The sequence below is a fragment of the Streptomyces sp. FIT100 genome (assembly GCF_024584805.1).
Classification (GTDB): domain Bacteria; phylum Actinomycetota; class Actinomycetes; order Streptomycetales; family Streptomycetaceae; genus Streptomyces.
The window spans coordinates 7,287,156-7,308,753 of record NZ_CP075715.1 but is presented as its reverse complement, the minus strand read 5'-3'; the positions used below and the strand labels follow the sequence as shown (position 1 = coordinate 7,308,753).

Here is a 21,598-nt window from a genome sequence, read left to right as displayed (position 1 = left end):
GCTCATCGCTCGGCTCCTTCGGGCCGGGGCCGGCCGGCGAGGTCCTCCGGCAGATGGAGCCGGGCGAGGATCGCCGCGGCCCCGTCGGGTATGTGCCGAGGTGTCGCGAGCGAGACGAGCACCATCGTGAGGAAGCCGAGCGGTACGGACCAGACCGCGGGCCAGGCCATCAGGGTGTGCGCCCAGCCCTCGGGGGCGAGGCCGGCGCGGGTGGCCATCACGGCGGTCAGCGCGGCGCCGCCGCCCGCGACGAGCCCGGCCGCCGCGCCCGGCGGGGTGAGCCGCCGCCACCAGATGCCGAGGACGAGCAGCGGGCAGAAGGAGGAGGCCGAGACGGCGAAGGCGAGGCCGACCGCGTCCGCGACCGGCACGTTGGTGGCGACGACGCTCAGCGCCAGCGGCACGGCCATCGACAGGACGGTGGCGAGCCGGAAGTGCCGTACGCCGCGCGAGGGCAGCACGTCCTGGGAGACGACTCCGGCGACGGACATGGTCAGTCCCGACGCGGTCGACAGGAACGCGGCGAACGCGCCGCCCGCGAGGAGCGCGCCGAGCAGATCGCCCGCGACGCCCCCGATCATCCGCTCCGGCAGGACGAGCACGGCGGCGTCGGCCTCGCCGGTGAGGGCGAGTTCGGGGGCGTAGATCCGGCCGAGCGCGCCGTACACGGGCGGCAGCAGATAGAACGCCCCGATCAGGCCGAGCACGACGAGGGTGGTGCGGCGCGCGGCGCGGCCGTTGGGGCTGGTGTAGAAGCGGACGGCGACATGGGGCAGCCCCATGGTGCCGAGAAAGGTCGCGAGGATCAGTCCGTAGGTGGCGTACAGCTGGTAGCCGTCGCGTCCGCCGGCGAGGGGCTGCGACCAGCCGGCCGGGTCGGCGCCGGTGGAGGCCCGTTCGGGCAGCTCGGCGCCTTCGGGGAAGGCGAGGCTGGTCCCCGCGTCGACGCGATGGGCGCCTTCGCCGAGAGTGAGGCGCCGCCCGTCGTGGCGGGCGCCGTCGACGACGCCGGAGACGGTGACGGTGAGCGGCTCCTCCAGCTCGATCCGTACGGTGTCGTCGATCCGTACCTCGGTGTGCTCACGGACGACGGCGGGTGCGTCGAAGCGGGCCCTGGGCGCGTCGTCGCCGGCCCAGGCGGCGGCGAGGAAGAGGGCGGGCACCAGGAGCGCGGTGAGCTTCAGCCAGTACTGGAAAGCCTGGACGAAGGTGATGGAGCGCATTCCGCCCGCCGCGACCGCGCCCGTCACGACGACGGCGACGACGAGCCCGCCGACCCAGTCGGGCGCGCCGGTGAGGATCTCCAGGGTGAGTCCGGCGCCCTGGAGCTGCGGCAGGAGATAGAGCCAGCCGATGCCGACGACGAAGAGGCTGGCGAGGCGGCGCACGGCTGCCGATTCGAGCCGGGCCTCGGCGAAGTCGGAGAGGGTGTACGCCCCCGAGCGGCGCAGCGGGGCGGCGACGAGGACCAGCAGGACGAGATAGCCGGCGGTGTAGCCGACCGGGTACCAGAGCATGTCGGGGCCCTGGAGGAGGACGAGGCCCGCGATGCCGAGGAAGGAGGCGGCGGAGAGGTACTCGCCGCTGATGGCGGCCGCGTTCAGGCCCGGTCCGACGGTGCGTGAGGCCACGTAGAAGTCGGAGGTGGTGCGGGATATGCGCAGGCCGAGGGCGCCGATGAGGACGGTCGCGAGGACGACGGCGGTCACGGCCGTCACCGCATAGGTCTGGTTCACGGGTTCACCGGCTGCTTCCCACGGGTGGCGTCAGCGGCCTTCGACGAGTCCGGTGAAGTCGCGTTCGTTGCGCTCGGCCCGGCGGACGTACCAGCGCGCGATCAGCCACATCACCGGGTAGACGAGCACCCCGAGCGCCGCCCAGACGAACGGCTCGGGCGAGGCGAAGGAGCCGAGGACGGCGGCGGGGAAGGCGAACAGCAGCGGGAGCGTGCCGACGAGCAGGGCGAGCGCGCCGAGGGCGTAGAGGGCCGTGCGCAGCTGACTGCGCATGAGGGAGCGGACGTACACCCCGCCGAGCGGGGTCTGCTCGGTGATCTCGGAGCGGGCGGGGGCATGGCCGGGGCGGCGGCGGGCGGCGCGGGGCACGCCCGTGACCACCTCGCGGCGTGGCGGCTGCTCTGCAGACATCGGTGTCCGCTCCCGGCATCTGTCGCCCTGTCGGCGGCTTGTTCGGACAGAGTTCATGGAGTTTACGCAGGAGCGATGACGGAGGGTAGACGGCGGCGGGTCTCGTCCTGGTTTCGCCCCGGTCTCGGCGCCGCTACCCGTGCGTCTCCCCTCCGCGTGCGTCCCCTGCGTGTGCCTGTCCCACCCGTGCATGCCCTACCCGTGCATGCCCTACCCGTGCGTGTCCTACCCGTGCGTCTCCGCGCAGTCGGCGAGGGCGATCTCCAGCTCGACGTACGACTCCTCGGCCCGGCGGAAGGCGACTTCGAGGGCGGCCGCCGCGCGAGGTCCCACGAGGCCCTGTGCGGACTCGCGGATCTCGTCCAGGACATCGGCCCAACGGGCCGCCGCGCTCCTGGCCCTGGCCAGCACCGCCTCGATGTCACCGGCACCGGTGCCGGGCCGCACGGCCTGGAGCCCGCTGAGCTCCCGGAGCAGCGCTTCGATCTCGGACATCGGGCCCCTTCTCCCCCTGCCCGGCCAAGCGTAGGCGCGGGCGGAGGGCGATCACGCGGATTGCGGTGACGGCTCGGTCAGCGGCCCTTCCCTTCGCCGTACGGGCCGGGCGGGGCGACGAACGGTGTCCGCGGGACGACGAACGGTCGTCAGCCGCGGGCGTGGCGCATCAGCAGATCCCGCAGCTGACGGGCGTGGCGGCGGCTGACGGTGAGCTCGGCCGTGCCCACCCGGACGGTGGTGGTCCCGGCGTCCAGACGCAGTTCGTCGATGCGGCCGAGCGCCACGAGGTGGCTGCGGTGGATGCGGACGAAGCCCCGGGCCGCCCAGCGCTCCTCCAGCGTGGACAGCGGGATCCGGACCAGGTGGCTGCCGTCCGCCGTGTGCAGCCGGGCGTAGTCGCCCTGGGCCTCGACGTAGGCGATGTCGTCGATGGCGACGAAGCGGGTGACGCCGCCGAGTTCGACGGGGATCTGGTCGGGCGTCTCGGTGTGCACCGTCGGTGCCGCGGTGGCCGCGGGCGACGGTACGTACGCGGACGTGGACGCAGGCGCGGGCGCGGGCGCGGGCGCGGGCGCGGGCTGCCGGGGGTCGCGGGCCGGCCCGACCAGGTCGCTCACCCGGCGCACCGCCTCGGCCAGCCGCTCCCTGCGCACCGGTTTGAGCACGTAGTCGACGGCCTTCAGGTCGAACGCCTGCACGGCGAAGCCCTCATGCGCGGTGACGAACACGATCAGCGGGGGACGAGCGAAGCCCGCGAGCAGCTTGGCGACGTCGAGGCCGGTCAGCCCCGCCATGTGGATGTCGAGGAAGACGACGTCGACGCCGTCCTCGCCGTCGGGTCCCGCGTCCAGCGCCCGGCTGATGCGGCGCAGTGCCTCGGTCGCGTCGGTGGCCCCCTCGGCACTGTGCACCCGCGCATCGGAGCGGAGCAGGTAGAGCAGTTCCTCAAGGGCCGGTTTCTCGTCGTCGACAGCCAGTACGCGCAGCATGGGCGGATTTTAGGCGCGGCGGGGACGGGCGGCCACGGCCCTGGTCACGCTTGTCGCGCCCGCGAATGAGCAAGGCGGCACCGGGCTGCGTATTCCAGGTCGACACCACGGTACGTACGACCCGTATGGACCGTTCGTAGCCGACGAGCCGAAGGATTGGTCCATGGATCTGCGGGAGCGGCACCGGGATGTGGCCGCCTATGCGCTGGGCGTCCTCGAGCCCGCGGACGCGTTCCGCTTTGAGGAGCATCTGTCGGAGTGCGTCCTGTGCGCCCTGTGGCTGACCGATCTGACCCCGGTCGCGTCGGCGCTCTCCGGGCTCGGTCCCGTCACCCGGCCGTCCGCGGGGCTGCTGGACCGGCTGGTGCACGCGGTCGCGGACCGTCGGCGGCGCGGCTCACGCCGCCGGCTGCGGCTCGTGGCCGCGGCCGCCGCGCTCATCGTGGCGCTGCCGGCCGTCGTGGTGGGGCTGGCGGACGGCGAGCCCGGCGGGCGGATCGCCGCGACGGACGCGGCGACGGGGGTGTACGGCGCCGTCGGCCTGCGCGCCACGGAGTGGGGCACGTCCCTGACGCTGCGCATGGCGCGCGTACGCGGCCCGCGCGTCTGCGAGCTGGTCGCGGTCGCCACGGACGGCACGGAGTACCCGGTCATCACCTGGTCGGTGCCCGATTCGCCCGGGAGCGAGGACCCGCTGGACCTGGAGGCGGCCACGGCGCTGCGGCCGGATCAGGTCGACCGCTTCGAGGTGCGGACCACGAGCGGCGAGCACCTGGTCTCCCTCGCCGTCACTTGAGCAGCCGGGACAGCCGGCGGTCGGCGAGCGGCTTGCCGCCGGTCTGGCAGGTGGGGCAGTACTGCAACGACGAGTCGTGGAAGGAGACTTCGCGGATGGTGTCGCCGCACACGGGACACGGTTCGCCGGTGCGGCCGTGCACCCGCAGCCCACTCTTCTTCTCGGACTTGAGGCGCCCTGCGGCCACGCCCTGCGAACGCCGGACGGCATCGGTGAGCGTCTCGCGCACGGCCTCGTAGAGACCGGTGATCTCGTCGTCGGTGAGTTTCGACGTGAGCTTGTACGGCGACATCCTCGCGACGTGCAGGATCTCGTCGCTGTAGGCGTTGCCGATGCCGGCGATGAGGCTCTGGTCGCGCAACGCCCCCTTGATCTGGCGCCGTTCACCGGCGAGCAGCGCGGCGAACGCGTCCCGCCCGAAGTCCTCGGCGAGCGGGTCGGGGCCGAGACGGGCGACCCCGGGCACCTCGGCGGGGTCGCGCACGAGGTGGACGGCGAGCCGCTTCTGCGTGCCCGCCTCGGTCAGGTCGAACCCGTCCCCGCCGGTGAGCGCGGCACGCAGCGCGAGCGGGCCCTTGCCGGGCCGGGGCACGCCGGAGGGCAGCACGTCCTTCCACTGCAGCCAGCCGGCGCGGGCGAGGTGGAAGACGAGGTGCAGCCCGCCGGCCGTGCCGATGTCGAGGAACTTGCCGTGCCGGTGGACGGCGGTGACCTCTTCGCCCTCGATGGCGGTGAGGGGTGGGTCGTACGTCTTGAGGACGCTGATCGCGACGGGGAGGAGTCTGGCGAACTCCTTGCCGGTGAGGTGGTCGTCGAGGAAGCCTCTGAGCGCTTCGACCTCGGGCAGTTCGGGCATGCCTCCAGCGTGCCGCAAGCCGGGCGTGCGCGCAGTCCGCTGCGCGGAGCCGTTTCCCCGCCCCGTCCCGTCCCGTAACTGGGGGCAAGCCACACACACTGGGGCTCCGCCCCAGACCCCCGTACGGCCTTCGCCCGTGTCCTCAATCTCCCCCAGAGCTTCGCCTGGGAGGTGCCCCCAACGGGCTGGAAATGCGGGGCGGGGAAACGGCTCCGACAGCCAGCCTCGCCGGCGTTTGAGGCGCGGGGGTTCGGGGGCGGAGCCCCCGCAATCGGGGTCTGGGGCGGAGCCCCAGTGGGGGTCTGGGGCGGAGCCCCAGTGGGGGTCTGGGGGCTTGCCCCCCCCCACGCGGCGGAGCCGCACATCGACACTGCGGGAAGGGGCGGGGCGGGGCACCCCCCGGCCGGTCTAGCGGACCAGCGCCAGCAGGTCCGCGAGTTCGGTGCGGGTCGCCTGGGCGAGGCGGTCCACGTCCGGGAGGGCCTTGGCGTCGGCGACCAGGCCGACGTGGACGTCGCCGCCGTACGTCGACATCGCGACCGCCAGCGCCTGGCCCCGTGCGAGCGGCGCCATGGGGTAGATCGCGCGCAGCGGGCAGCCGCCCAGCGAGAGCGACGCCCGCGGCAGCGGCACGCTCGTGACGAGCACGTCGAAGAGCATCCGGGCCGCGTTCCCGGCGATCGGCGCGCCGAAGCGGTGGGCGAGCGGCGGCAGTTGGTCGGCGAGGACCGCGACGGCCCCGGCGCCGCGCAGCGGACCCGCCGCCTTGTTGCGGTCCATGCCGGTGCGGACCGTGTAGAGGCGGGTCCACGGGTCGGGCTCGGAGACGGGCAGCCGGAGCAGATAGGCGGAGAGCTTGTTGCCGGAGCCGGGCGGGCCGCCGGGCCGCCGCCGGGAGACGGGTACGAGCGCGCTGGGGTCGGCCCCCGGCAGCGGGTCACCGCGCTCCGTCATCCAGCGGCGCAGCGCCCCGGCGACGATCGCGAGGAGGACGTCGTTCGCGGTGCCGCCGGCGACCCTGCGGACCTCCTGCACCTCGTCGAGGGCGAGTACGGCGGTGGCGAGTCGGCGCGTACCGCTGGAGCTGGCGCTGAGCACGGCGCCGCCGCGCGGGTCGAGCCGCCCGGCCCTGGCGAGCGAGGCGCCGACGAGGGAGGCGCCGACGCCGACGGCCCGGCCCAGCTCCTCGATCCGGCCCCGGGCCAGGCCGGCGACCTGTCCGGGGCCCGGCAGCCAGGACCTGGGCGGCACCGGCCGGGTCTTGCGGCCGCCGTTCAGCAGGCCGATGACGCCGCGTCCGGAGCGGGCCGCGCCCACCCCGGCGATCTCGTCGAAGATCCCGGCCCCGATGGCGACGGCGCGCATGCCGTCGGCGAGGGCGTGGTGCAGTTTGACGAGTACCCCGAACGGGTCGCCGGGCCCGCCGGTGAGAAGGTACATCTCCCAGGGTGGAAGCCCGCGTTCCAGCGGACGTTCCATCAGCTCTCCGGCGAGCCGGGCGGCGGACTCGGCGAACTCCCCTGCCGGCAGCCGGACATGGCGCAGATGCCGCCGTACGTCGAACTCCTTGTCGACCGCCCAGGCGGCGCCGCCCACGGGCAGCAGCACGTCGCGCACCCGCATCCGCAGCCGCGGGATGGCGGCGGCGCGGGTGGCGAGGAGTTCGAGGATCTCCGCGCTGTCGCGCTCGCCGGACGCGGGCTGCGAGAAGTGGGCGAGCGCACCGAGGTGCATCGGGTGGTCGGCGGTCTCCAGATGCCAGAAAGCCAGATCCAGGGGTGCCAGAAGCTCAGTGCTCAAGGGGGTCCTCATGTCCTTGAAGGCCGGAACACCGGAGTACGCAGTCAATCGCTTGCGGTCGGTTACGGTCAAGTACAGTAACGTTACATACGGTTACCATTCGGTATTCGTCACGTGTCCGGCGGGACGGGGTCGCCTTCCAGGCCGGGCTGAAGGCCGGGTCCGAGGTCGGGCTCGAAGTCCGGTCCGAGGCCCGGCCCATGGTCCCGCCCGTGGTCCGGCCCGTGGTCCGGCCCGTGGTCCGGCCCGTGGTCCGGCGGCTCATGGTGCGCCACCCGCTCCGCGACGGCGAACTCGCACCAGACACACTTGCCGCTGCCGCGCGACTCCACGCCCCAGACGTCCGCCAGCCGGTCCACCAGCATCAGCCCCCGCCCCGAGACCCCGGACTCCCCCGCGTCCCGGCGCCGGGGCAGCGCGCTGGAGGAGTCCTCGACCTCGACCCGCAGCCGCCGCTCGGGGCTGGGCAGTACGCGTACGGTCACGATCGCCCCGCCGTCGGTGTGCATCAGCGCGTTGGTGATCAGCTCGTCGGCGCCGAGCTCGATCTCGTCGGCGCGCTGCCCCGCCCCCCACGCCCGCACCGCCGCGCGGATCATGTGGCGGGCCGAGCTCAGCGCCTCCGGGTCGCTCTGGGCGACGTGCTGCTGGAGCCTCCCGCCGCTCTGCGGGGCGTACGCGCCGTGCCGGCGCAGCAGCAGGAGCGCCACGTCGTCCTCGCCCGCCCGGTCGTCGACCTCCTCGCAGAGGCGGTCGGCGAGGGTCTGGAGGTTCCTGGGGCCGTTGCGGACCATCGCGGTGAGCAGTTGCAGCCCGTCGTCCAGGTCGGCGCCCGGCTGTTCGACGAGCCCGTCGGTGTAGAGCACCAGCGTCTGGCCGGGGTCGAGTTCGAGGGTGGCGACCGGGTATTCGAGCCGGCCGAACTCGGCGGAGAGCCCGAGCGGCAGCCCGCCCTTCACCGGGATACGGCGGCACTCGCCCTCGGAGTCGCGCAGCAGCGGATCGACGTGCCCGGCCCGCACCATCTGGACGACCCCCGTGGTCAGGTCGGCCTCCGCGTAGATGCACGTGGCGAAGCGCTCGGTGTCGAGCTCGTGGAGGAAGACGGAGGCGCGGGCCATCACCGTTGCGGGGGTGTGCCCTTCGGCGGCATACGCGCGCAGCACGATCCGCAGCTGGCCCATGACGGCGGCGGCGTGGGTGTCATGGCCCTGGACGTCGCCGATGACCGCGCCGACACGGCCGCCGGGCAGCGGGATGACGTCGTACCAGTCGCCACCGATGTCCCGGCCGAGCCGGGCCGAGCGGTAGCGCACGGCGATCTGCGCACCGGGCACGGACGGGATCCGGCGCGGCAGCATCGCCTGCTGGAGCCCTTCGGCGAGATCGTGGTCCTGCTCGAAGAGGACGGCCCGCTGGAGGCTCTGGGCGATGCTGCTGCCGAGCGCGACCAGCAGATTGCGCTCCTCGGTGGAGAAGCCGGTCTTGTCGCTGTAGAGGAGGCCGAGCGCGCCGATGGGGCGCCCCTGGGCGATCAGCGGCATATAGGCGGCCGAGGTGATGCCGAGCCCGCTGATGTGCGGCCAGAGCCTCGGGTACGAGCCGGCGAAGTCCTCCTTCGACTCGATGAACCGGGGCGCGAGGGTGCGGATGACCTCGCTCATCGGGTACTGCTCGTCGACCCGGGTGTAGCGGGTGCCCGGCACGAACGAGCCCTCGGGGCCCTCGGCGACGAGATGGATCCTGCCGGACTCCAGCAGGCCCATGACGAGGCTGGTGGCGCCGAGGTGTTCGAGGCCGTGCGAGTCCTTGAGGACGTCGATGACGTCCCGGACGGTCCTGGCGTGGGCGAGTGCGGCGGTGGTGCTCTCGACGATGCTGGTCTGGCGGCGGCGCTCGGCGTCGAGTTCGACCCGGGCGGTGGAGTCGGCGAGCTCCTGGGTCGCGTCGCGGACGATGCCGATGATGCGGTGCGGGCGGCCGTTGACGTCGCGCAGGATCGAGCCCTGGGTGTGGGTCCAGCGCAGCCCGCCGTGCCGGCAGCGGATCCGGAAGTACGCGCCGTAGCTGGTGCCGCCGCTCTTCAGGGCCTGGGACACGACGCTGTCGAGCCTCGTCGACTCGCTGGGCGGGACCCGGTGCCCCAGGCTCCCGGGGCGCCCGTCGTACTCGTCCTCCGTCACGTCGAACACATGGAGGGCGGCCTCGTCCAGGTGCATCAGCCCGCTGTCGAGGTCCCAGTCGAAGCTGCCCATGTGGTTGAGGGACAGGCTCAGATCCGGATGGGCGGGCCAGTCGTCGGGAAGCGACACGGCACCCGCTGCCCGATCAACCATGGTCACACTCTGCCATCATTTGTCCGATTTTTCGAGCGAACGGGTGGCCCGGAAATCGGCCACCCGCCCGTCCCGCTCAGTCCTGTCAGCCGCGACGCGCGCCACCGCCGCCTGCGGGAGCCGCCGGAGTGGCTCCCGCCGCGCCCTCCACGGCGTCCCCTGCCGCGTCCGGCACGGGGTTCCCCGCAGCGTCCGGAACACTGGCGTCCGGAACTCCGGCATCGGGGGCGCCCGCGTCGGGGACACCGGCATCGGGGACGCCCGCGTCCGGAAGGATCGCGTCGGGCGCCGCGTTCCCGGCGCCGGGGGCGCTGTCCGGACCGAAGAGGATGCCGCCCAGTTCGGGGTCGAGATTCGGGTCGGCGGGGACGCCCCCGCCCGTGGCGTCGGGCACGGGCGCGGCCGGTACGCCCTGACGGCTCGGGTTTCCGGTGCCGTTCGCCGTCCCGTTCACGTTCCCGTTTCCGTTCGCCGCTGCGGTGCCGCTCGCGTTCGGCTTCGGACCGGTGCTCACGTCGGGCCGGATCGGCGGCAGCGAGCCGGAGCCCGCCGACTGCTGCGGGCTCGCCGCGTCCGGGCCGCCCGACTGGGGCTCGGGCGCCTCGGTGACGTGCATCCCCGGGTCGTACGCGGGCGGCGCGGCCGGCTTCATGTCCGCCTCGCCGTCCGTGCCGCTCTTCCGCGACAACCAGGTGTTGCCCACGACGTCGACGATCACGAAGCTGTCGATGACCTGGGCTGCGCGCGTGATGACGACAACGCGCTCGCGGTCGTAGCCCGGCCACGCCTTGCCCTGCTCCTCCGCCCCGCTCGGGTCGACCACCGGTGAGGCCAGCGGACTGCCGGAGGCGCAGCGGACCCTGGGCGAGCCGTACTCGTCGACCAGCACCGCCGTGCCGGTCTGGAGGATCGCCTGGAAGCGGTCGGCCGCGCCGTCGCGGTAGCCGTGCCCCGTCACCCGGGTGTCGGCGCGCAGGACCATGGGGGTGAGCTCGCGCAGGAACGCCGGGGTCTCCTCCTGGCTGACGCCGGCGCCGTGCGCGAAGGCGCGGCCGAGGCCCCCGTCGGCCACGAGGAGGCGGATCTGCTGCTCGACGTCGCAGCTGGCGACCGAGTGGACGCCGCCGTACAGCCCGGGCTTGGAACCGAGCACCGTACGGACCGGCCGGGCCGTCCCCGCGCCGCCCGCCGATGCGTGGGGCGCGGGGAGCTTGCCGCCCGCGCCCGTGAGGGTGGCCGTCGAGGCGGTGAAGGGGTCGCTCCCCTGCTCCGCGGCGGCCTGCAGCCGGACCTGGGGGCGGGCGGGCGCGCCGGACCGGCCGTCGCCCGCCAGGCCGCTGCAACCGGTGATCAGCAGTGCGGCCGACAGGCCGGCCGACACCGCGGCCGGCCCGGCGTACCGGCGATTCCTCCGTGAGCGCTCGAACATGACCCGCCTTCTCCCGCCTGTTGCCGAATTTGACGCTGAGTGATCACTCATGTCATGCCGTACAACCGTCGACCTCGCCACTTGAACACGTTCAACAACACCTCTAAGCTCCATACCGGAACTTGAACACGTTCAAGCAGGGGGTGGGCGGCCATGAACGCACTGGTCAACGCGATCGTGATGCTGGGCATGCTGGTGATCGTCCCGGTGGGGCTGCGGCTCGTCGGAGGACCCGGGCCGGCGCTGCTGGGCAGACTGTGGCCGCTGCTCGCGGCCCCCGGCGCGGTGGCGCTCTGGCTGCCGCGCGGCGCTGCCGCCACCGCGCTGGCCTCGGTGTACGCCCTCGCCACGGGTGCGCTCGCGCTGCACGCCCCGGCCCGGCTGCGGCGCACCCGCTCACTCGCCCCTGCCGAGATCGCCGTACTGACCGCCCTGGTCACCCCGGCGGTCGCCGGGGTCGCCCTGGTGGCCGAGCGCTCGGGCCACCGGCTCTTCGGCTTCGACCTGGAGATCCTGGCCCTGACCGTGCCGCATTTCCACTTCGCGGGCTTCGCCGCCGCCCTGGTGGCCGGACTTGTGTGCGGGGCGGCCGACGGGCCCACGGGCCGCTTCGCGGCGCTCAGCGTCCCTCTCGGGACCCTGCTCGTCCACGCCGGCTACTTCGCCGACGACTGGGCCGAGCTCGCCGGAGCGCTCGTGCTGACCGCGGGCATGTGGGCCGTCGCCCTGCTGACCTGGCGCAATGTGCGCGAGGACAGCGCCGAACGGCTGACGCGCGCACTGTTCGGAGTATCGGCGGCCGTTCTGGTGGCGACGATGCTCCTCGCGCTGAGCTGGGCGCTGGGCGAGGCCACCGGACTTCCACACCCCGATCTCACCTGGATGGCCGCCACCCACGGCCTCGGCAACGCACTCGGTTTCGCCCTGTGCTCGGTGCTGGCCTGGCGTCGGTTGAAAGAGACACCGGCGTGAAAGAGACGCCGGCATGAAGGAGACGACCGCATGAAGGAGACCACCGCATGAAGGAGACCACCGCATGAACCTCACCGATCCCGCGAGCCCCGGCGACGGCCTCAACTACACCCAGGTCGGGGCGACCCGCCTCGGCCCCCTCCCCGACGGGTACCACCACCTCCACCACCGCACCCGGATCGGCCGCGGCCGCGCCGTCTTCGAGGCCGCCGGCGCCGCGGTCACCACCTGGCGGATGCACCGGGCGACGGGGGCCGGGATCCGGGCCTCGGCGCCGCACGCCGAGCCGGGCGCGTCCGTCGAGGTGTCCCTGGGCCTCGGTCCCGTACGGTTCACCGCGCCGTGCCGGGTGATCTGGACGGAGTACGAGCGGGACCGCACCGGCTTCGCCTACGGCACCCGGGCCGGGCACCCGGAGAGCGGGGAGGAGTCCTTCGTGGTGGAGCTCGGCGACGACGGCTCGGTCTGGTTCACCGTGATGGCCTTCAGCAGGCCGGCCCGCTGGTACACCCGGCTCGCCGGGCCTCTCGTACCGCCGCTCCAGCGTCTGTACGCGCGCAGGCTCGGCACCGCCCTGCGGCGCCTCACGGCCGGGGCCGATACTGGAGGTACCGGAGGTCCGCGATGGAGTGGTTCACGGCACCCGACTACTGGCTGAGCAGGCTCGTATTCCAGCGGTTGCTGGCCGCGATCTATCTCGTGGGCTTCCTCGGCGCCGCCCTCCAGTTCCGGGCGCTGATCGGCTCCCGCGGCATGCTGCCGGTGCCCGCGTACGTACGGCGCGTACCGCTGAAGCGGGCGCCGAGTATCTTCCAACTCCACTACACGGACCGGTTCTTCGCCTGCTGCGCGTGGGCCGGTGCGGTGCTGGCGGCCGCGCTCGTGGGCGGGGCGGCCGACCACCTGCCGCTGTGGACCGCGATGCTGTGGTGGGCGGTGCTGTGGGCGCTGTACCTGTCGATCGTCAATGTCGGCCAGACCTGGTACTCCTTCGGCTGGGAGTCGCTCCTGCTCGAAGCGGGGTTCCTGGCGGTCTTCCTGGGGAACGAGCGCACGGCGCCGCCCGTGCTCGTGCTGTGGCTGCTGCGCTGGCTGCTGTTCCGGGTGGAGTTCGGCGCGGGGCTGATCAAGATCCGCGGCGACGAGTGCTGGCGCCGGCTGACCTGCCTGTACTTCCACCATGAGACCCAGCCGATGCCGGGTCCGCTGAGCTGGTTCTTCCACCGTCTGCCGGGCCCGCTCCACCGGGTCGAGGCCGCCGCCAACCACGTCACCCAACTGCTCGTCCCGGTGCTGCTCTTCACCCCGCAGCCGATCGCGAGCGCCGCGGCCGCCCTGATCGCGCTGACCCAGCTGTGGCTGGTCCTGTCGGGCAACTTCTCCTGGCTGAACTGGGTGACGATCGCGCTGGCCGTCTCCGCCCTCGACGGCTCCCTGGTGGCGGGGGCCCATCCGCTGCCCGCTCCCCCGCTCTGGTACGCGGTCCTGGTGATCGCCGTGACCGTGCTCGTGCTGACCCTGAGCTATCACCCGGTGCGCAATCTGCTCTCCCGCCGCCAGGCGATGAACCGCTCGTTCGACCCGCTGCACCTGGTCAACACGTACGGGGCGTTCGGCACCGTCGGCCGGGTCCGCTTCGAGGTGGTCGTCGAGGGCACGGACGAGCGGGCGCTGCGGCCCGGCACGGTGTGGCGGGAGTACGAGTTCCACGGCAAGCCGGGCGACATCCGGCGGTGGCCGCGCCAGTTCGCCCCCTACCATCTGCGCCTCGACTGGCTGATGTGGTTCGCCGCGCTCTCGCCCGCCTACGCCCGGCCCTGGTTCGGAGGTTTCGTCGAACGGCTGCTCGACAACGACCGGGACACCCTGAAGCTGCTCCGCCGCAACCCCTTCCCGGACGCGCCGCCGGCGTTCGTGCGCGCACGGCTCTACCACTACGAGTTCACGAGCTGGCGGCAGCTGCGGGCCACGGGTGCCTGCTGGCAGCGGCGCCATCTGCGGGACTTCCTGCCGCCGACCCGGCTGAGCACGGCCGACGAGGCGGCCGAACGGGTGTGAACACGGCGCAGAAGGGGTGGAAAACCGTCGTACCCCCTGGTCCGTGCGGGACCGGGGGGTACGGGTTCCAGCGACCGGGGCCGGTTTCGGTTCGGTTCCGGCAGGGCGGCCGTGGCCCGGGGTCAGTCGATGCCGGGCAGGATGTGCGGTTCCTCGAGGTCGTCCTCGTATCCGGCGAGCCGGATCGGTGCGGATCTGGCCCAGACCTCAAGGCTGCCGAGTTCGTCGGGCCGCCCGGCACGGTCGCCGCGGTCGCGGCGCCCGGCCGGTCGCTGTTCGGGCTTCGTCACTTCAGTTGTCACCGCGCACTCCTCATGTGTCGCGCAACAGGGGGACAAGGGCGATTCGGTCGCGGTGGCGCCGTCTTCGGGCGGGATCCGCGGCCGTGGTTGCGGGCCTGGTCCCAGGACGGCCGAGGGGTTTCGTGGGCCCTTGGTGGCCGTCCGTCGCGCTCCAGCCTAACCAAATGAGCGCCCCTGCGCTCGATGGGGAGTGTCACATCGGTGGTTTCTGTACAGAAAAACCACGCCAAGATGACAACCCATCGGATACAGGAAACCCCCGGACGGCCCAGCGCGCCCGGGGGTTACGCCGAACGGGTTACCAGTTCGACCGTGCGTAGTCCTTGAGGAAGCAGCCGTAGAGGTCCTCGCCGTCCTCGCCGCGCACGATCGGGTCGTAGACGCGGGCGGCGCCGTCGACGAGGTCCAGCGGGGCGTGGAAGCCCTCGGCCGCCAGCCGGATCTTGTCCGGGTGCGGGCGCTCGTCGGTGATCCAGCCGGTGTCGACTGCGGTCATCAGGATGCCGTCGGACTCGAACATCTCCTGCGCGCTCGTGCGCGTCAGCATGTTCAGCGCGGCCTTGGCCATATTGGTGTGCGGATGGCCCGCGCCCTTGTAGCCGCGGCTGAAGACGCCCTCCATGGCCGAGACGTTCACGACGTACTTGCGCTGCGCCGGGGACGCGGCCATCGCCGGGCGCAGCCGGCTGATCAGGATGAACGGCGCGGTGGAGTTGCACAGCTGCACTTCGAGCAGCTCCACGGGGTCGACCTCGGAGACCGTCTGGATCCAGCTGTTGGTGTCGTGCAGGTCGGGGACGAGGCCGCCGGCGTCGATGGCGGTGCCGGCCTCGATCCGGGCGAGCGAGGCCGAGCCGGGGACGAGCGCCAGCTCGGTGACGTCCTGGGCGGTGAGCCCTTCCGTGCGGGGCCCGGGGAGGGCGGCCATCCGGTCGACACCGCCGCTGCCGAAGGTGCCGATCACCTGGGCGGCGGGCAGCTCGCCCGCGGGCAGCGGGGCGCCCTCGGCGGTGACCAGCTCGCTGTAGGCGCCCGGGGAGCGGCGCACGGTCTGCGCGGCGTTGTTGATCAGGATGTCCAGCGGGCCCTCGGCGGCGACCGAGTCTGCGAGGGCGACGACCTGCGCGGGGTCGCGCAGGTCGATGCCGACGATCTTGAGGCGGTGGATCCACTCGTCGCTGTCCGGCATCGCCTTGAAGCGGCGGATCGCGTCGTTCGGGAAACGGGTGGTGATCGTGGTGTGGGCGCCGTCGCGCAGCAGCCGCAGCGCGATGTACATGCCGATCTTGGCGCGGCCGCCGGTGAGCAGCGCCCGGCGGCCCGTGAGGTCGGTGCGGGCGTCGCGGCGGGCCCGGTTCTCGGCGGCGCACTTCTGGCAGAGCTGGTGGTAGAAGGCGTCGACCTCGACGTACCGGGTCTTGCAGATATAGCAGGACCGGGGGCGCTGGAGTATGCCCGCGATCTCGCCCGCCACGGAGGAGGAGGGCAGCAGGCCCTGGGTCTCGTCGTCGATGCGCTCGGCGGAGCCGGTGGCGGTGGCCTCGGTGACCGTCCTGTCGTGGGCGGTCTTCGCGGCCCGGCGCTCCTGGCGGCGGCGCTGCTTCACGGTGCGGTAGACGCCGGCCGTGGCGCGGCGGACCGCGATCGCGTCGGGGTGGTCGACCTCCAGCCGGTCGAGCTCCTCAAGAACGCCCAGGCAGACGGCCAGCCGCTCCGGGTCGATGCCGGGGCCGTACTCCAGGCTGTCGTCTGTCACCGTCATCGCCGCTGCCGTTCCCTGTGTAACGCGTACGTGCACTGCGTACCGCTTGAAGATTCCAAAAGCGGAACTTTACTTCAGTCGGGGGTGTGCAGGCCAAACCGTCCGGAGTCCGGCCTCCGGGCGTGACCCTGTGTCGCGGCGGTGTCACAGGACGGGCTGCCCCTTGCCGAGTGCGATCACCCCGCCCTTGGACACCGTGTACAGCTCCTGGTCACGCTCCGGGTTGACGCCGATAGTGGCACCGGGCTGGACGTCGACGTTCTTGTCGAGCACGGCCCCGCGGACGACGGCCCCGCGTCCGATGCGGACGTTGTCGTGCAGGACCGAGCCCTGGACGACGGCGCCCGGTCCGACGGTCACGCCGGGCGAGAGCACCGACCTGGTGACCTGTCCGCGGATCACGCAGCCGGGGCTGACGATGGACTCGCTCGCGATCCCGCCGGCGCAGAAGCGGGCGGGCGGCAGCTGCCCCGGGTGCGTGTAGATCGGCCAGCGGCGGTTCTCCAGGCTGAAGACGGGCTGGTCCGCGATGAGGTCCATGTGCGCCTCGTAGTACGAGTCGAGGGTGCCCACATCGCGCCAGTAGCCGTGCTCCCGCGCGCTCTCCCCCGGCACGTGGTTGCCGTCGAAGTCGTAGAGCTGCGCCACGCCGCGCTCGGTGAGCATGGGCAGGATCGAACCGCCCATGTCGTGCACCGAGCGCGGGTCCTCGGCATCCCGGTGGAGTGCGTCGACCAGCACCTTGGTGGTGAACAGGTAGTTGCCCATGGAGGCGAAGACCCGGTCCGGGTCGCCCGGCAGCCCCGGGGGGTCGGCCGGCTTCTCCAGGAAGCGCTCCACACTGGTGCCGTCCGACGCCGGGCTGATCACGCCGAACGAGGAGGCGTCCGCGCGGGGCACCCTGATCCCGGCGACGGTGACGCCGGCACCGCTCTCGATGTGCTGCTTGAGCATGAGGCGCGGGTCCATGCGGTAGACGTGGTCGGCGCCGAAGACCGCGATGTAGTCCGGCTGTTCGTCGTGGACGAGGTTGAGGGACTGCAGGATGGCGTCGGCGCTGCCGAGGTACCAGCGCGGGCCGAGCCGCTGCTGCGCGGGTACGGGGGTCACATAGTTGCCGAGCAGGCTCGACATCCGCCAGGTGGTGGTGACGTGGCGGTCGAGCGAGTGCGACTTGTACTGGGTCAGCACGCAGATCCGCAGGATGTCGCCGTTGACCAGATTGGACAGGACGAAGTCGACGAGCCGGTACGTGCCGCCGAAGGTCACCGCCGGTTTCGCACGGTCGGCGGTGAGCGGCATCAGCCGTTTGCCCTCCCCGCCGGCCAGAACGATCCCGAGCACCGAAGGTCCACCGCGCATCGTGCCCCCTCACCACACCGCCGGCTCGCGCCGTCAGCTCGCCTTGAGCGTCTCCTCGTACACCTCGTACGTGCGCCGGGCCACCTGGTCCCAGCCGAACTCGCGGACCGCGCGCTCCCGTCCGGCCTCGCCCATCCGCCGGCCGGTGGGCGGGTCGTCGAGCACCCGGTTGAGGGCCTCGGTCAGCCCCGTCTCGAAGTCGCGCGGATGCCGGGCGTCGTACGGGACGAGCAGCCCGGTCAGCCCGTCGTCGACGACCTCCGGGATGCCTCCGACGGCCGACGCGACGACCGCGGTGCCGCACGCCATCGCCTCCAGGTTGACGATGCCCAGCGGCTCGTACACGGAAGGGCAGACGAACACGGCGGCGTGGGTGAGGAGTTGGACCACATCGGGCCGCGGCAGCATCTCCGGGATCCAGTGCACCCCGTCCCGTACGCGCACCAGCTCGTCCACGAGCTCCCGGAACTCCGCGCCGATCTCCGGGGTGTCGGGCGCGCCCGCGCACAGCACGAGCTGGGCGCCGGGGTCGAGGGCGCGGGCGGCGCGCAGCAGGTGCGGGACGCCCTTCTGCCGGGTGATGCGGCCGACGAAGAGGACGTACGAGCGCGCGGGGTCGATGCCGAGGCGGCGCAGGACGTCCGTGCCGGGGTCGGGGCGGTAGAGGGCGGTGTCGATGCCGTTGTGGACGACGCGGACCCTGGCCGGGTCGAGGGCGGGGTAGCAGCCCAGGATGTCGGCGCGCATGCCGTTCGAGACGGCGATGACGGTGTCGGCGGCCTCGATCGCGGTGCGCTCGGCCCAGCCGGACAGGGCGTAGCCGCCGCCGAGCTGCTCGGCCTTCCAGGGACGCAGCGGCTCCAGCGAGTGCGAGGTGACGATGTGCGGGATGCCGTACAGCAGCTTGGCGAGATGGCCGGCGAGGTTCGCGTACCAGGTGTGGGAGTGCACCAGCTCGCGGCCCGCGAGGGCGGCGGCCATCGACAGGTCGACGGAGAAGGTGCGCAGCGCGTCGTTGGCGCCGTCGAGCCCGGCGAGCGCGGCGTGGCGTACGGCGCCGCCGCCGGACGCGGCGTCAGACGCGCCCCAGGCGTGCACGTCGAGGTCGGTCAGGGCCCGTAACTCACGGGCGAGGAACTCCACATGGACTCCGGCGCCGCCGTAGATGTCCGGCGGATACTCGCGTGTGAGCAGTCCCACCCTCATGCGTCGATGGTCACCCAGATGCGGTCGCTGCGGAAGAGTGCGGGCGCAGGCTGATTCCCGGGACCTGCGGGTCGGGCCCCCGGCGGACGCGCTCAGCGCGCGCCCGCGGGCGACGGGGCGCGGTCGAAGACGCAGTCGCCGCACAGGCCGCCGCCGGGGCAGCGGTAGTAGAGACAGCAACTGGTGCGGCGCAGGGAGGGGCCGCGCACGGTGCCGGCGAGATCGGGGTGGTCCAGGAGGCCGGCGGTCAGTTCGGCGGCGCGTGCGGCCACGTCGGGGCGGCCACGGGCCCGCGCCCAGCGGTCCAGTTCGCGCAGGGCACCGGCGAGCGCGGAGCCCGCGTTGCCCCACAGCAGGCGGGGCGACACCCGGACATCGCTGCGCAGGGCCTTCGCGAGCGGGGCGAGATGGCCGTACTGGACGGCCTCGCGGATGTCCTCGACGGTGCCGGGCCGCGGGCGTACCTCGCGCAGGCACAGGTCGTCGGGCGTGCTGAGCGCCGGGTCCCACCACAGGGCGGCCGGGTCGGGTTCGGGGAACTCGCCGTACAGGGCGGCCGGTCCGAGCGCCGTGGACCAGAGCCGGGCGGCGAGCCCGAGCTGGGCGACGGACGCGGCGACCCTGCGTTCGGGTGTGCGCAGCCGCGCCGCGACCAGGTCGACGCGGGTGGTGAGCGGCGTGCGCCCGCCGGCGTACAGGCGCCCGAACGGCCGGTGCCCCTCCCCGGGTTCCCCGGTCCGCAGTACGAAGAATCCACCGATGGAGCCGAGCTCCTCCAGATCCATTCCGACCTCGTTCTGTTCCTTGGGGTTCATGCTTGTCTGCACCGAAATGCTCGGCCTGTCCGCCCGACCAGGGTGAGCCCACGGCATTCTTCCCGTACTCCCGTACTCCCGTACTGCGTCGGCAGTACGACGTATTGCCTGCTCAAGGACGACGACGAGCGGGGTCCGTGCGGGAGATCGTGGTTCCCATGAGCTCCCTCGCACTGTCCGTGCTGCTGTCACTGGTCTCCGCGGTCGCCTATGCGGCCGCGGCGATCGTGCAGGAGCGCGTGGCCGTCGGCGCGTCCGGCGGGCCGTCCTCCCTGTTGCGCGACGTCCGGTGGTGGGTGGCCGTCGGACTCAGCGGGGTGGGCGGGCTGCTGCACGTGGTGGCGCTGGCTTACGGCCCGCTGAGCCTCGTCCAGCCGCTCGGCGCGCTGACCATCGTCTTCGCCCTGCCCATGGCGGCGCTGTTCGCCCGCGGGGCCGTGCGGGCGGGGCCGGGGGCGGGGCGCGTGGCCGATCCGGCCGCCTGGCGGGGCGCCCTGTCGGCGACGGCGGGACTGGCCGGGCTGCTCGCGCTCACCGGTCCCGCGGCGGACTCGCGTCCGCCGGACGCCGACGTTCGGACGGTGCTGGCGGCCGTGGCCTTCGGGGCCATCGCCGTGCTGTTCCTGCTCGCCCGCCGGGTGCGGCGGCCGGTGCTGCGCGGAGTGGTGCTCGCGGCCGGGTCCGGCGTGGCCTTCGGCGTCGCCTCCGTCTTCACCAAGATCGCCGCTGAGGCGCTGGAGGTCCTGCCGGGCCGCGGGACGTCGGGGCTGCTGCCGGCCGTGCTGGTGACGGCCGGGCTGGCCGTCACGGGACTGCTCATGTCGCAGGCGTCGTACCGCGGCGCGGGGCTGGCCGCTCCGCTCGCGACCGTCACCGTCGTCAACCCCGTCGTCGCGGCCGCGGTCGGCATCGGTCTCTTCGACGAACGCTTCCGCTTCGGCACGGCCGGTACCGCGCTGGCCCTGGTGTGCGGGGCGGTGGCCGCGGCGGGGCTGGTCCTGCTCACCACCCGGCGGCAGCCGGTGCCGGTGCCGGCGACGGTCCTCGTCTCAGACCGTGACGCCACGCGCCCTGAGGTAGGCGAGCGGATCGACGTCGGAGCCGTACCCCGGGCCCGTGCGCACCTCGAAGTGGAGGTGCGGCCCGGAGCTGTTGCCGGTGGATCCTGAACGGGCGATCCGCTGGCCGCCGTTGACCTGCTGGCCCTCGCGCACGTTCAGCGCGGACAGATGCGCGTACTGGCTGTACCGGCCGTCGGTGTGCCGGATGACGATCTCGTAGCCGTACGCGCCGGCCCAGCCGGCCGAGACGACCCGGCCGGCGGCGACGGCCCTGACCGAGGTTCCGGTGGGCACAGGGAAGTCGACGCCCGTGTGGTAGCCGCTGGCCCACGCCGCACCGGCCTTGCGGTAGGGGGTGCCGGTGCCCGCGGCGACGGGTGCGCTGAAGTGCCCGCGGGCGGCGGGGCGCCCGGCGCGGTCACCGCGCTCCTCCCGCTGCTGCTTCTCGGGCCGGGCCTTCTCGGGCTGAGCTCTCTCGGGCCGGGCCTTCTCGGGCTGAGCCTTCTTCGGCTGCGGGCTCTTCGCCCGCGGCTGCCCGCGCCGGTCCTCTCGGGCTTCCGGGCCGGGCGGTGCCGCAGACTTCGCCGGACGCGGCGCCGTCACCTCCAGCCGCAGCCGCTGGCCGGGGAAGATCAGGTCGGGGTCGGCGCCGACGACGGTCCGGTTCGTCTCGTAGAGCGCCTGCCAGCCGCCCTTGACACGCCGGGCCTGTGCGATCCCGGAGAGCGAGTCGCCGCGCGCGACCGTGTACATCTCGCGGCGGGCGGGCACGGTGGTCGGGGTCGCCGCCTGCTGCGGCCGTACGTCGGGCGCGGCGAGGCCGGCGCGCGGGGCGTGGGCCGTGCCGCCGCACTCCTTCCAGGCCGACCGGCTGAACCGGAGGCCGCCGTAGTGGCCGTTGCCCGTATTGATCTGCCAGTTCCCGGCCGCCTCGCAGGCCGCGACCTTCTCCCGGGCATCCACGGAGGCGGCGTCGGCAGGGCCCGCGCCGCCGATGAGCGGCAGGGCGATCCCGGCGCCGCCGGCGGTGACGGTGAGCGATGCCCGGTTGATACGGCTCGGCTGGTGGCGGCGGTGTCGTCCGCGAACGGCCATGCTTCCCCCCTTGGAACGCACACGCATGGAACGCACACGCATCCGCGGCGTGAGCGCATCAGCGGCCGTCAAAACTAGGCGCTGCGAACTGACCGTGACAAGGGGCGCGGCAGG

19 protein-coding genes are annotated in these 21,598 nt (G+C 73.2%); 5 read left to right on the top strand and 14 right to left on the bottom strand.

The features are described from left to right. Nucleotides 1-2 precede the first annotated feature (2 nt). The 4 genes from KK483_RS32640 to KK483_RS32625 all read right to left on the bottom strand — a co-directional run bounded on the left by KK483_RS32640 (nucleotide 3) and on the right by KK483_RS32625 (nucleotide 3,634). Complete coding sequence (locus KK483_RS32640; RefSeq protein WP_262008810.1) at nucleotides 3-1,736, bottom strand: cation acetate symporter; 1,734 nt, start codon at nucleotides 1,734-1,736, stop codon at nucleotides 3-5. 30 nt (nucleotides 1,737-1,766) lie between these two features. Further along, nucleotides 1,767-2,147 carry a DUF485 domain-containing protein gene (locus KK483_RS32635; protein ID WP_262008809.1) on the bottom strand — a complete coding sequence of 127 codons (381 nt, stop codon included), beginning with the start codon at nucleotides 2,145-2,147 and terminating at the stop codon, nucleotides 1,767-1,769. A gap of 225 nt (nucleotides 2,148-2,372) precedes the next feature. After that, a complete protein-coding gene (locus KK483_RS32630) occupies nucleotides 2,373-2,642 on the bottom strand; it encodes a hypothetical protein (RefSeq protein WP_262008808.1) in 270 nt (89 codons plus the stop codon). 149 nt (nucleotides 2,643-2,791) lie between these two features. Then, on the bottom strand, nucleotides 2,792-3,634 hold the full coding sequence (locus KK483_RS32625) for a LytTR family DNA-binding domain-containing protein (RefSeq protein WP_262008807.1): 843 nt from the start codon (nucleotides 3,632-3,634) through the stop codon (nucleotides 2,792-2,794). A 163-nt stretch (nucleotides 3,635-3,797) separates the two neighbouring features. On the opposite strand from KK483_RS32625, the gene KK483_RS32620 reads away from it, so the two are divergent. Further along, on the top strand, nucleotides 3,798-4,430 hold the full coding sequence (locus tag KK483_RS32620) for a zf-HC2 domain-containing protein (RefSeq protein WP_262008806.1): 633 nt from the start codon (nucleotides 3,798-3,800) through the stop codon (nucleotides 4,428-4,430). Here the strand turns inward: KK483_RS32620 and KK483_RS32615 are convergent. The 4 genes from KK483_RS32615 to KK483_RS32600 all read right to left on the bottom strand — a co-directional run bounded on the left by KK483_RS32615 (nucleotide 4,423) and on the right by KK483_RS32600 (nucleotide 10,851). Further along, the gene (locus tag KK483_RS32615; protein WP_262008805.1) at nucleotides 4,423-5,286 is read right to left on the bottom strand and encodes an Fpg/Nei family DNA glycosylase; all 864 of its coding nucleotides are present in this window, start codon (nucleotides 5,284-5,286) and stop codon (nucleotides 4,423-4,425) included. The genes KK483_RS32620 and KK483_RS32615 overlap by 8 nt on opposite strands. 408 nt (nucleotides 5,287-5,694) lie before the next feature. Further along, a complete protein-coding gene (locus KK483_RS32610; RefSeq protein WP_262008804.1) occupies nucleotides 5,695-7,086 on the bottom strand; it encodes a wax ester/triacylglycerol synthase family O-acyltransferase in 1,392 nt (463 codons plus the stop codon). 110 nt (nucleotides 7,087-7,196) lie between these two features. After that, complete coding sequence (locus KK483_RS32605) at nucleotides 7,197-9,422, bottom strand: SpoIIE family protein phosphatase (RefSeq protein WP_262008803.1); 2,226 nt, start codon at nucleotides 9,420-9,422, stop codon at nucleotides 7,197-7,199. Nucleotides 9,423-9,507: 85 nt separating this feature from the next. Further along, entirely contained in the window at nucleotides 9,508-10,851 is a 1,344-nt protein-coding gene (locus tag KK483_RS32600) for a DUF6777 domain-containing protein (protein ID WP_262009829.1), read from the bottom strand. 153 nt (nucleotides 10,852-11,004) lie between these two features. On the opposite strand from KK483_RS32600, the gene KK483_RS32595 reads away from it, so the two are divergent. The 3 genes from KK483_RS32595 (at nucleotide 11,005) to KK483_RS32585 (ending at nucleotide 13,881) form a co-directional block, all read left to right on the top strand. Beyond that, on the top strand, nucleotides 11,005-11,823 hold the full coding sequence (locus KK483_RS32595) for a YndJ family protein (RefSeq protein WP_262008802.1): 819 nt from the start codon (nucleotides 11,005-11,007) through the stop codon (nucleotides 11,821-11,823). Between the two features lie 64 nt (nucleotides 11,824-11,887). Continuing rightward, entirely contained in the window at nucleotides 11,888-12,481 is a 594-nt protein-coding gene (locus tag KK483_RS32590) for a DUF1990 family protein (RefSeq protein ID WP_262008801.1), read from the top strand. Continuing rightward, nucleotides 12,448-13,881, top strand: a complete 1,434-nt coding sequence (locus tag KK483_RS32585) for a lipase maturation factor family protein (RefSeq protein WP_262008800.1) — start codon at nucleotides 12,448-12,450, stop codon at nucleotides 13,879-13,881. Before KK483_RS32590 ends, KK483_RS32585 begins: the two co-directional genes overlap by 34 nt. A gap of 122 nt (nucleotides 13,882-14,003) precedes the next feature. On the opposite strand, the gene KK483_RS32580 is transcribed toward KK483_RS32585, so the two are convergent. From KK483_RS32580 to KK483_RS32560, 5 genes are all read right to left on the bottom strand, one after another. After that, nucleotides 14,004-14,183: a hypothetical protein gene (locus KK483_RS32580; RefSeq protein ID WP_262008799.1), complete on the bottom strand. Its 180-nt coding sequence runs from the start codon at nucleotides 14,181-14,183 to the stop codon at nucleotides 14,004-14,006. 298 nt (nucleotides 14,184-14,481) lie between these two features. Continuing rightward, nucleotides 14,482-15,945 (bottom strand): SDR family NAD(P)-dependent oxidoreductase, encoded by a 1,464-nt coding sequence (locus tag KK483_RS32575; RefSeq protein ID WP_262008798.1) that lies wholly within the window; start codon nucleotides 15,943-15,945, stop codon nucleotides 14,482-14,484. Between the two features lie 144 nt (nucleotides 15,946-16,089). After that, complete coding sequence (gene glgC / locus KK483_RS32570; RefSeq protein WP_262008797.1) at nucleotides 16,090-17,307, bottom strand: glucose-1-phosphate adenylyltransferase; 1,218 nt, start codon at nucleotides 17,305-17,307, stop codon at nucleotides 16,090-16,092. A gap of 33 nt (nucleotides 17,308-17,340) precedes the next feature. After that, the gene (gene glgA / locus KK483_RS32565) at nucleotides 17,341-18,513 is read right to left on the bottom strand and encodes a glycogen synthase (protein WP_262008796.1); all 1,173 of its coding nucleotides are present in this window, start codon (nucleotides 18,511-18,513) and stop codon (nucleotides 17,341-17,343) included. Between the two features lie 92 nt (nucleotides 18,514-18,605). Next, nucleotides 18,606-19,298 (bottom strand): (2Fe-2S)-binding protein, encoded by a 693-nt coding sequence (locus tag KK483_RS32560; protein WP_262009789.1) that lies wholly within the window; start codon nucleotides 19,296-19,298, stop codon nucleotides 18,606-18,608. A gap of 188 nt (nucleotides 19,299-19,486) precedes the next feature. Between KK483_RS32560 and KK483_RS32555 the strand changes: the two genes are divergently transcribed. Further along, nucleotides 19,487-20,497, top strand: a complete 1,011-nt coding sequence (locus KK483_RS32555) for a DMT family transporter (RefSeq protein ID WP_262008795.1) — start codon at nucleotides 19,487-19,489, stop codon at nucleotides 20,495-20,497. On the opposite strand, the gene KK483_RS32550 is transcribed toward KK483_RS32555, so the two are convergent. Next, nucleotides 20,378-21,484: a peptidoglycan DD-metalloendopeptidase family protein gene (locus tag KK483_RS32550; protein WP_262008794.1), complete on the bottom strand. Its 1,107-nt coding sequence runs from the start codon at nucleotides 21,482-21,484 to the stop codon at nucleotides 20,378-20,380. The genes KK483_RS32555 and KK483_RS32550 overlap by 120 nt on opposite strands. Nucleotides 21,485-21,598 lie beyond the last annotated feature (114 nt).

What these genes read in the sequence shown, in the direction of transcription:
- KK483_RS32635 (WP_262008809.1), bottom strand. Translation starts at nt 2,147, where the DNA reads ATGTCTGCAGAGCAGCCGCCACGCCGCGAGGTGGTCACGGGCGTGCCC.
- KK483_RS32630 (WP_262008808.1), bottom strand. Translation starts at nt 2,642, where the DNA reads ATGTCCGAGATCGAAGCGCTGCTCCGGGAGCTCAGCGGGCTCCAGGCC.
- KK483_RS32625 (WP_262008807.1), bottom strand. Translation starts at nt 3,634, where the DNA reads ATGCTGCGCGTACTGGCTGTCGACGACGAGAAACCGGCCCTTGAGGAA.
- KK483_RS32620 (WP_262008806.1), top strand. Translation starts at nt 3,798, where the DNA reads ATGGATCTGCGGGAGCGGCACCGGGATGTGGCCGCCTATGCGCTGGGC.
- KK483_RS32615 (WP_262008805.1), bottom strand. Translation starts at nt 5,286, where the DNA reads ATGCCCGAACTGCCCGAGGTCGAAGCGCTCAGAGGCTTCCTCGACGAC.
- KK483_RS32605 (WP_262008803.1), bottom strand. Translation starts at nt 9,422, where the DNA reads ATGGTTGATCGGGCAGCGGGTGCCGTGTCGCTTCCCGACGACTGGCCC.
- KK483_RS32600 (WP_262009829.1), bottom strand. Translation starts at nt 10,851, where the DNA reads ATGTTCGAGCGCTCACGGAGGAATCGCCGGTACGCCGGGCCGGCCGCG.
- KK483_RS32595 (WP_262008802.1), top strand. Translation starts at nt 11,005, where the DNA reads ATGAACGCACTGGTCAACGCGATCGTGATGCTGGGCATGCTGGTGATC.
- KK483_RS32590 (WP_262008801.1), top strand. Translation starts at nt 11,888, where the DNA reads ATGAACCTCACCGATCCCGCGAGCCCCGGCGACGGCCTCAACTACACC.
- KK483_RS32585 (WP_262008800.1), top strand. Translation starts at nt 12,448, where the DNA reads ATGGAGTGGTTCACGGCACCCGACTACTGGCTGAGCAGGCTCGTATTC.
- KK483_RS32575 (WP_262008798.1), bottom strand. Translation starts at nt 15,945, where the DNA reads ATGACGGTGACAGACGACAGCCTGGAGTACGGCCCCGGCATCGACCCG.
- glgC (WP_262008797.1), bottom strand. Translation starts at nt 17,307, where the DNA reads ATGCGCGGTGGACCTTCGGTGCTCGGGATCGTTCTGGCCGGCGGGGAG.
- glgA (WP_262008796.1), bottom strand. Translation starts at nt 18,513, where the DNA reads ATGAGGGTGGGACTGCTCACACGCGAGTATCCGCCGGACATCTACGGC.
- KK483_RS32560 (WP_262009789.1), bottom strand. Translation starts at nt 19,298, where the DNA reads ATGGATCTGGAGGAGCTCGGCTCCATCGGTGGATTCTTCGTACTGCGG.
- KK483_RS32555 (WP_262008795.1), top strand. Translation starts at nt 19,487, where the DNA reads ATGAGCTCCCTCGCACTGTCCGTGCTGCTGTCACTGGTCTCCGCGGTC.
- KK483_RS32550 (WP_262008794.1), bottom strand. Translation starts at nt 21,484, where the DNA reads ATGGCCGTTCGCGGACGACACCGCCGCCACCAGCCGAGCCGTATCAAC.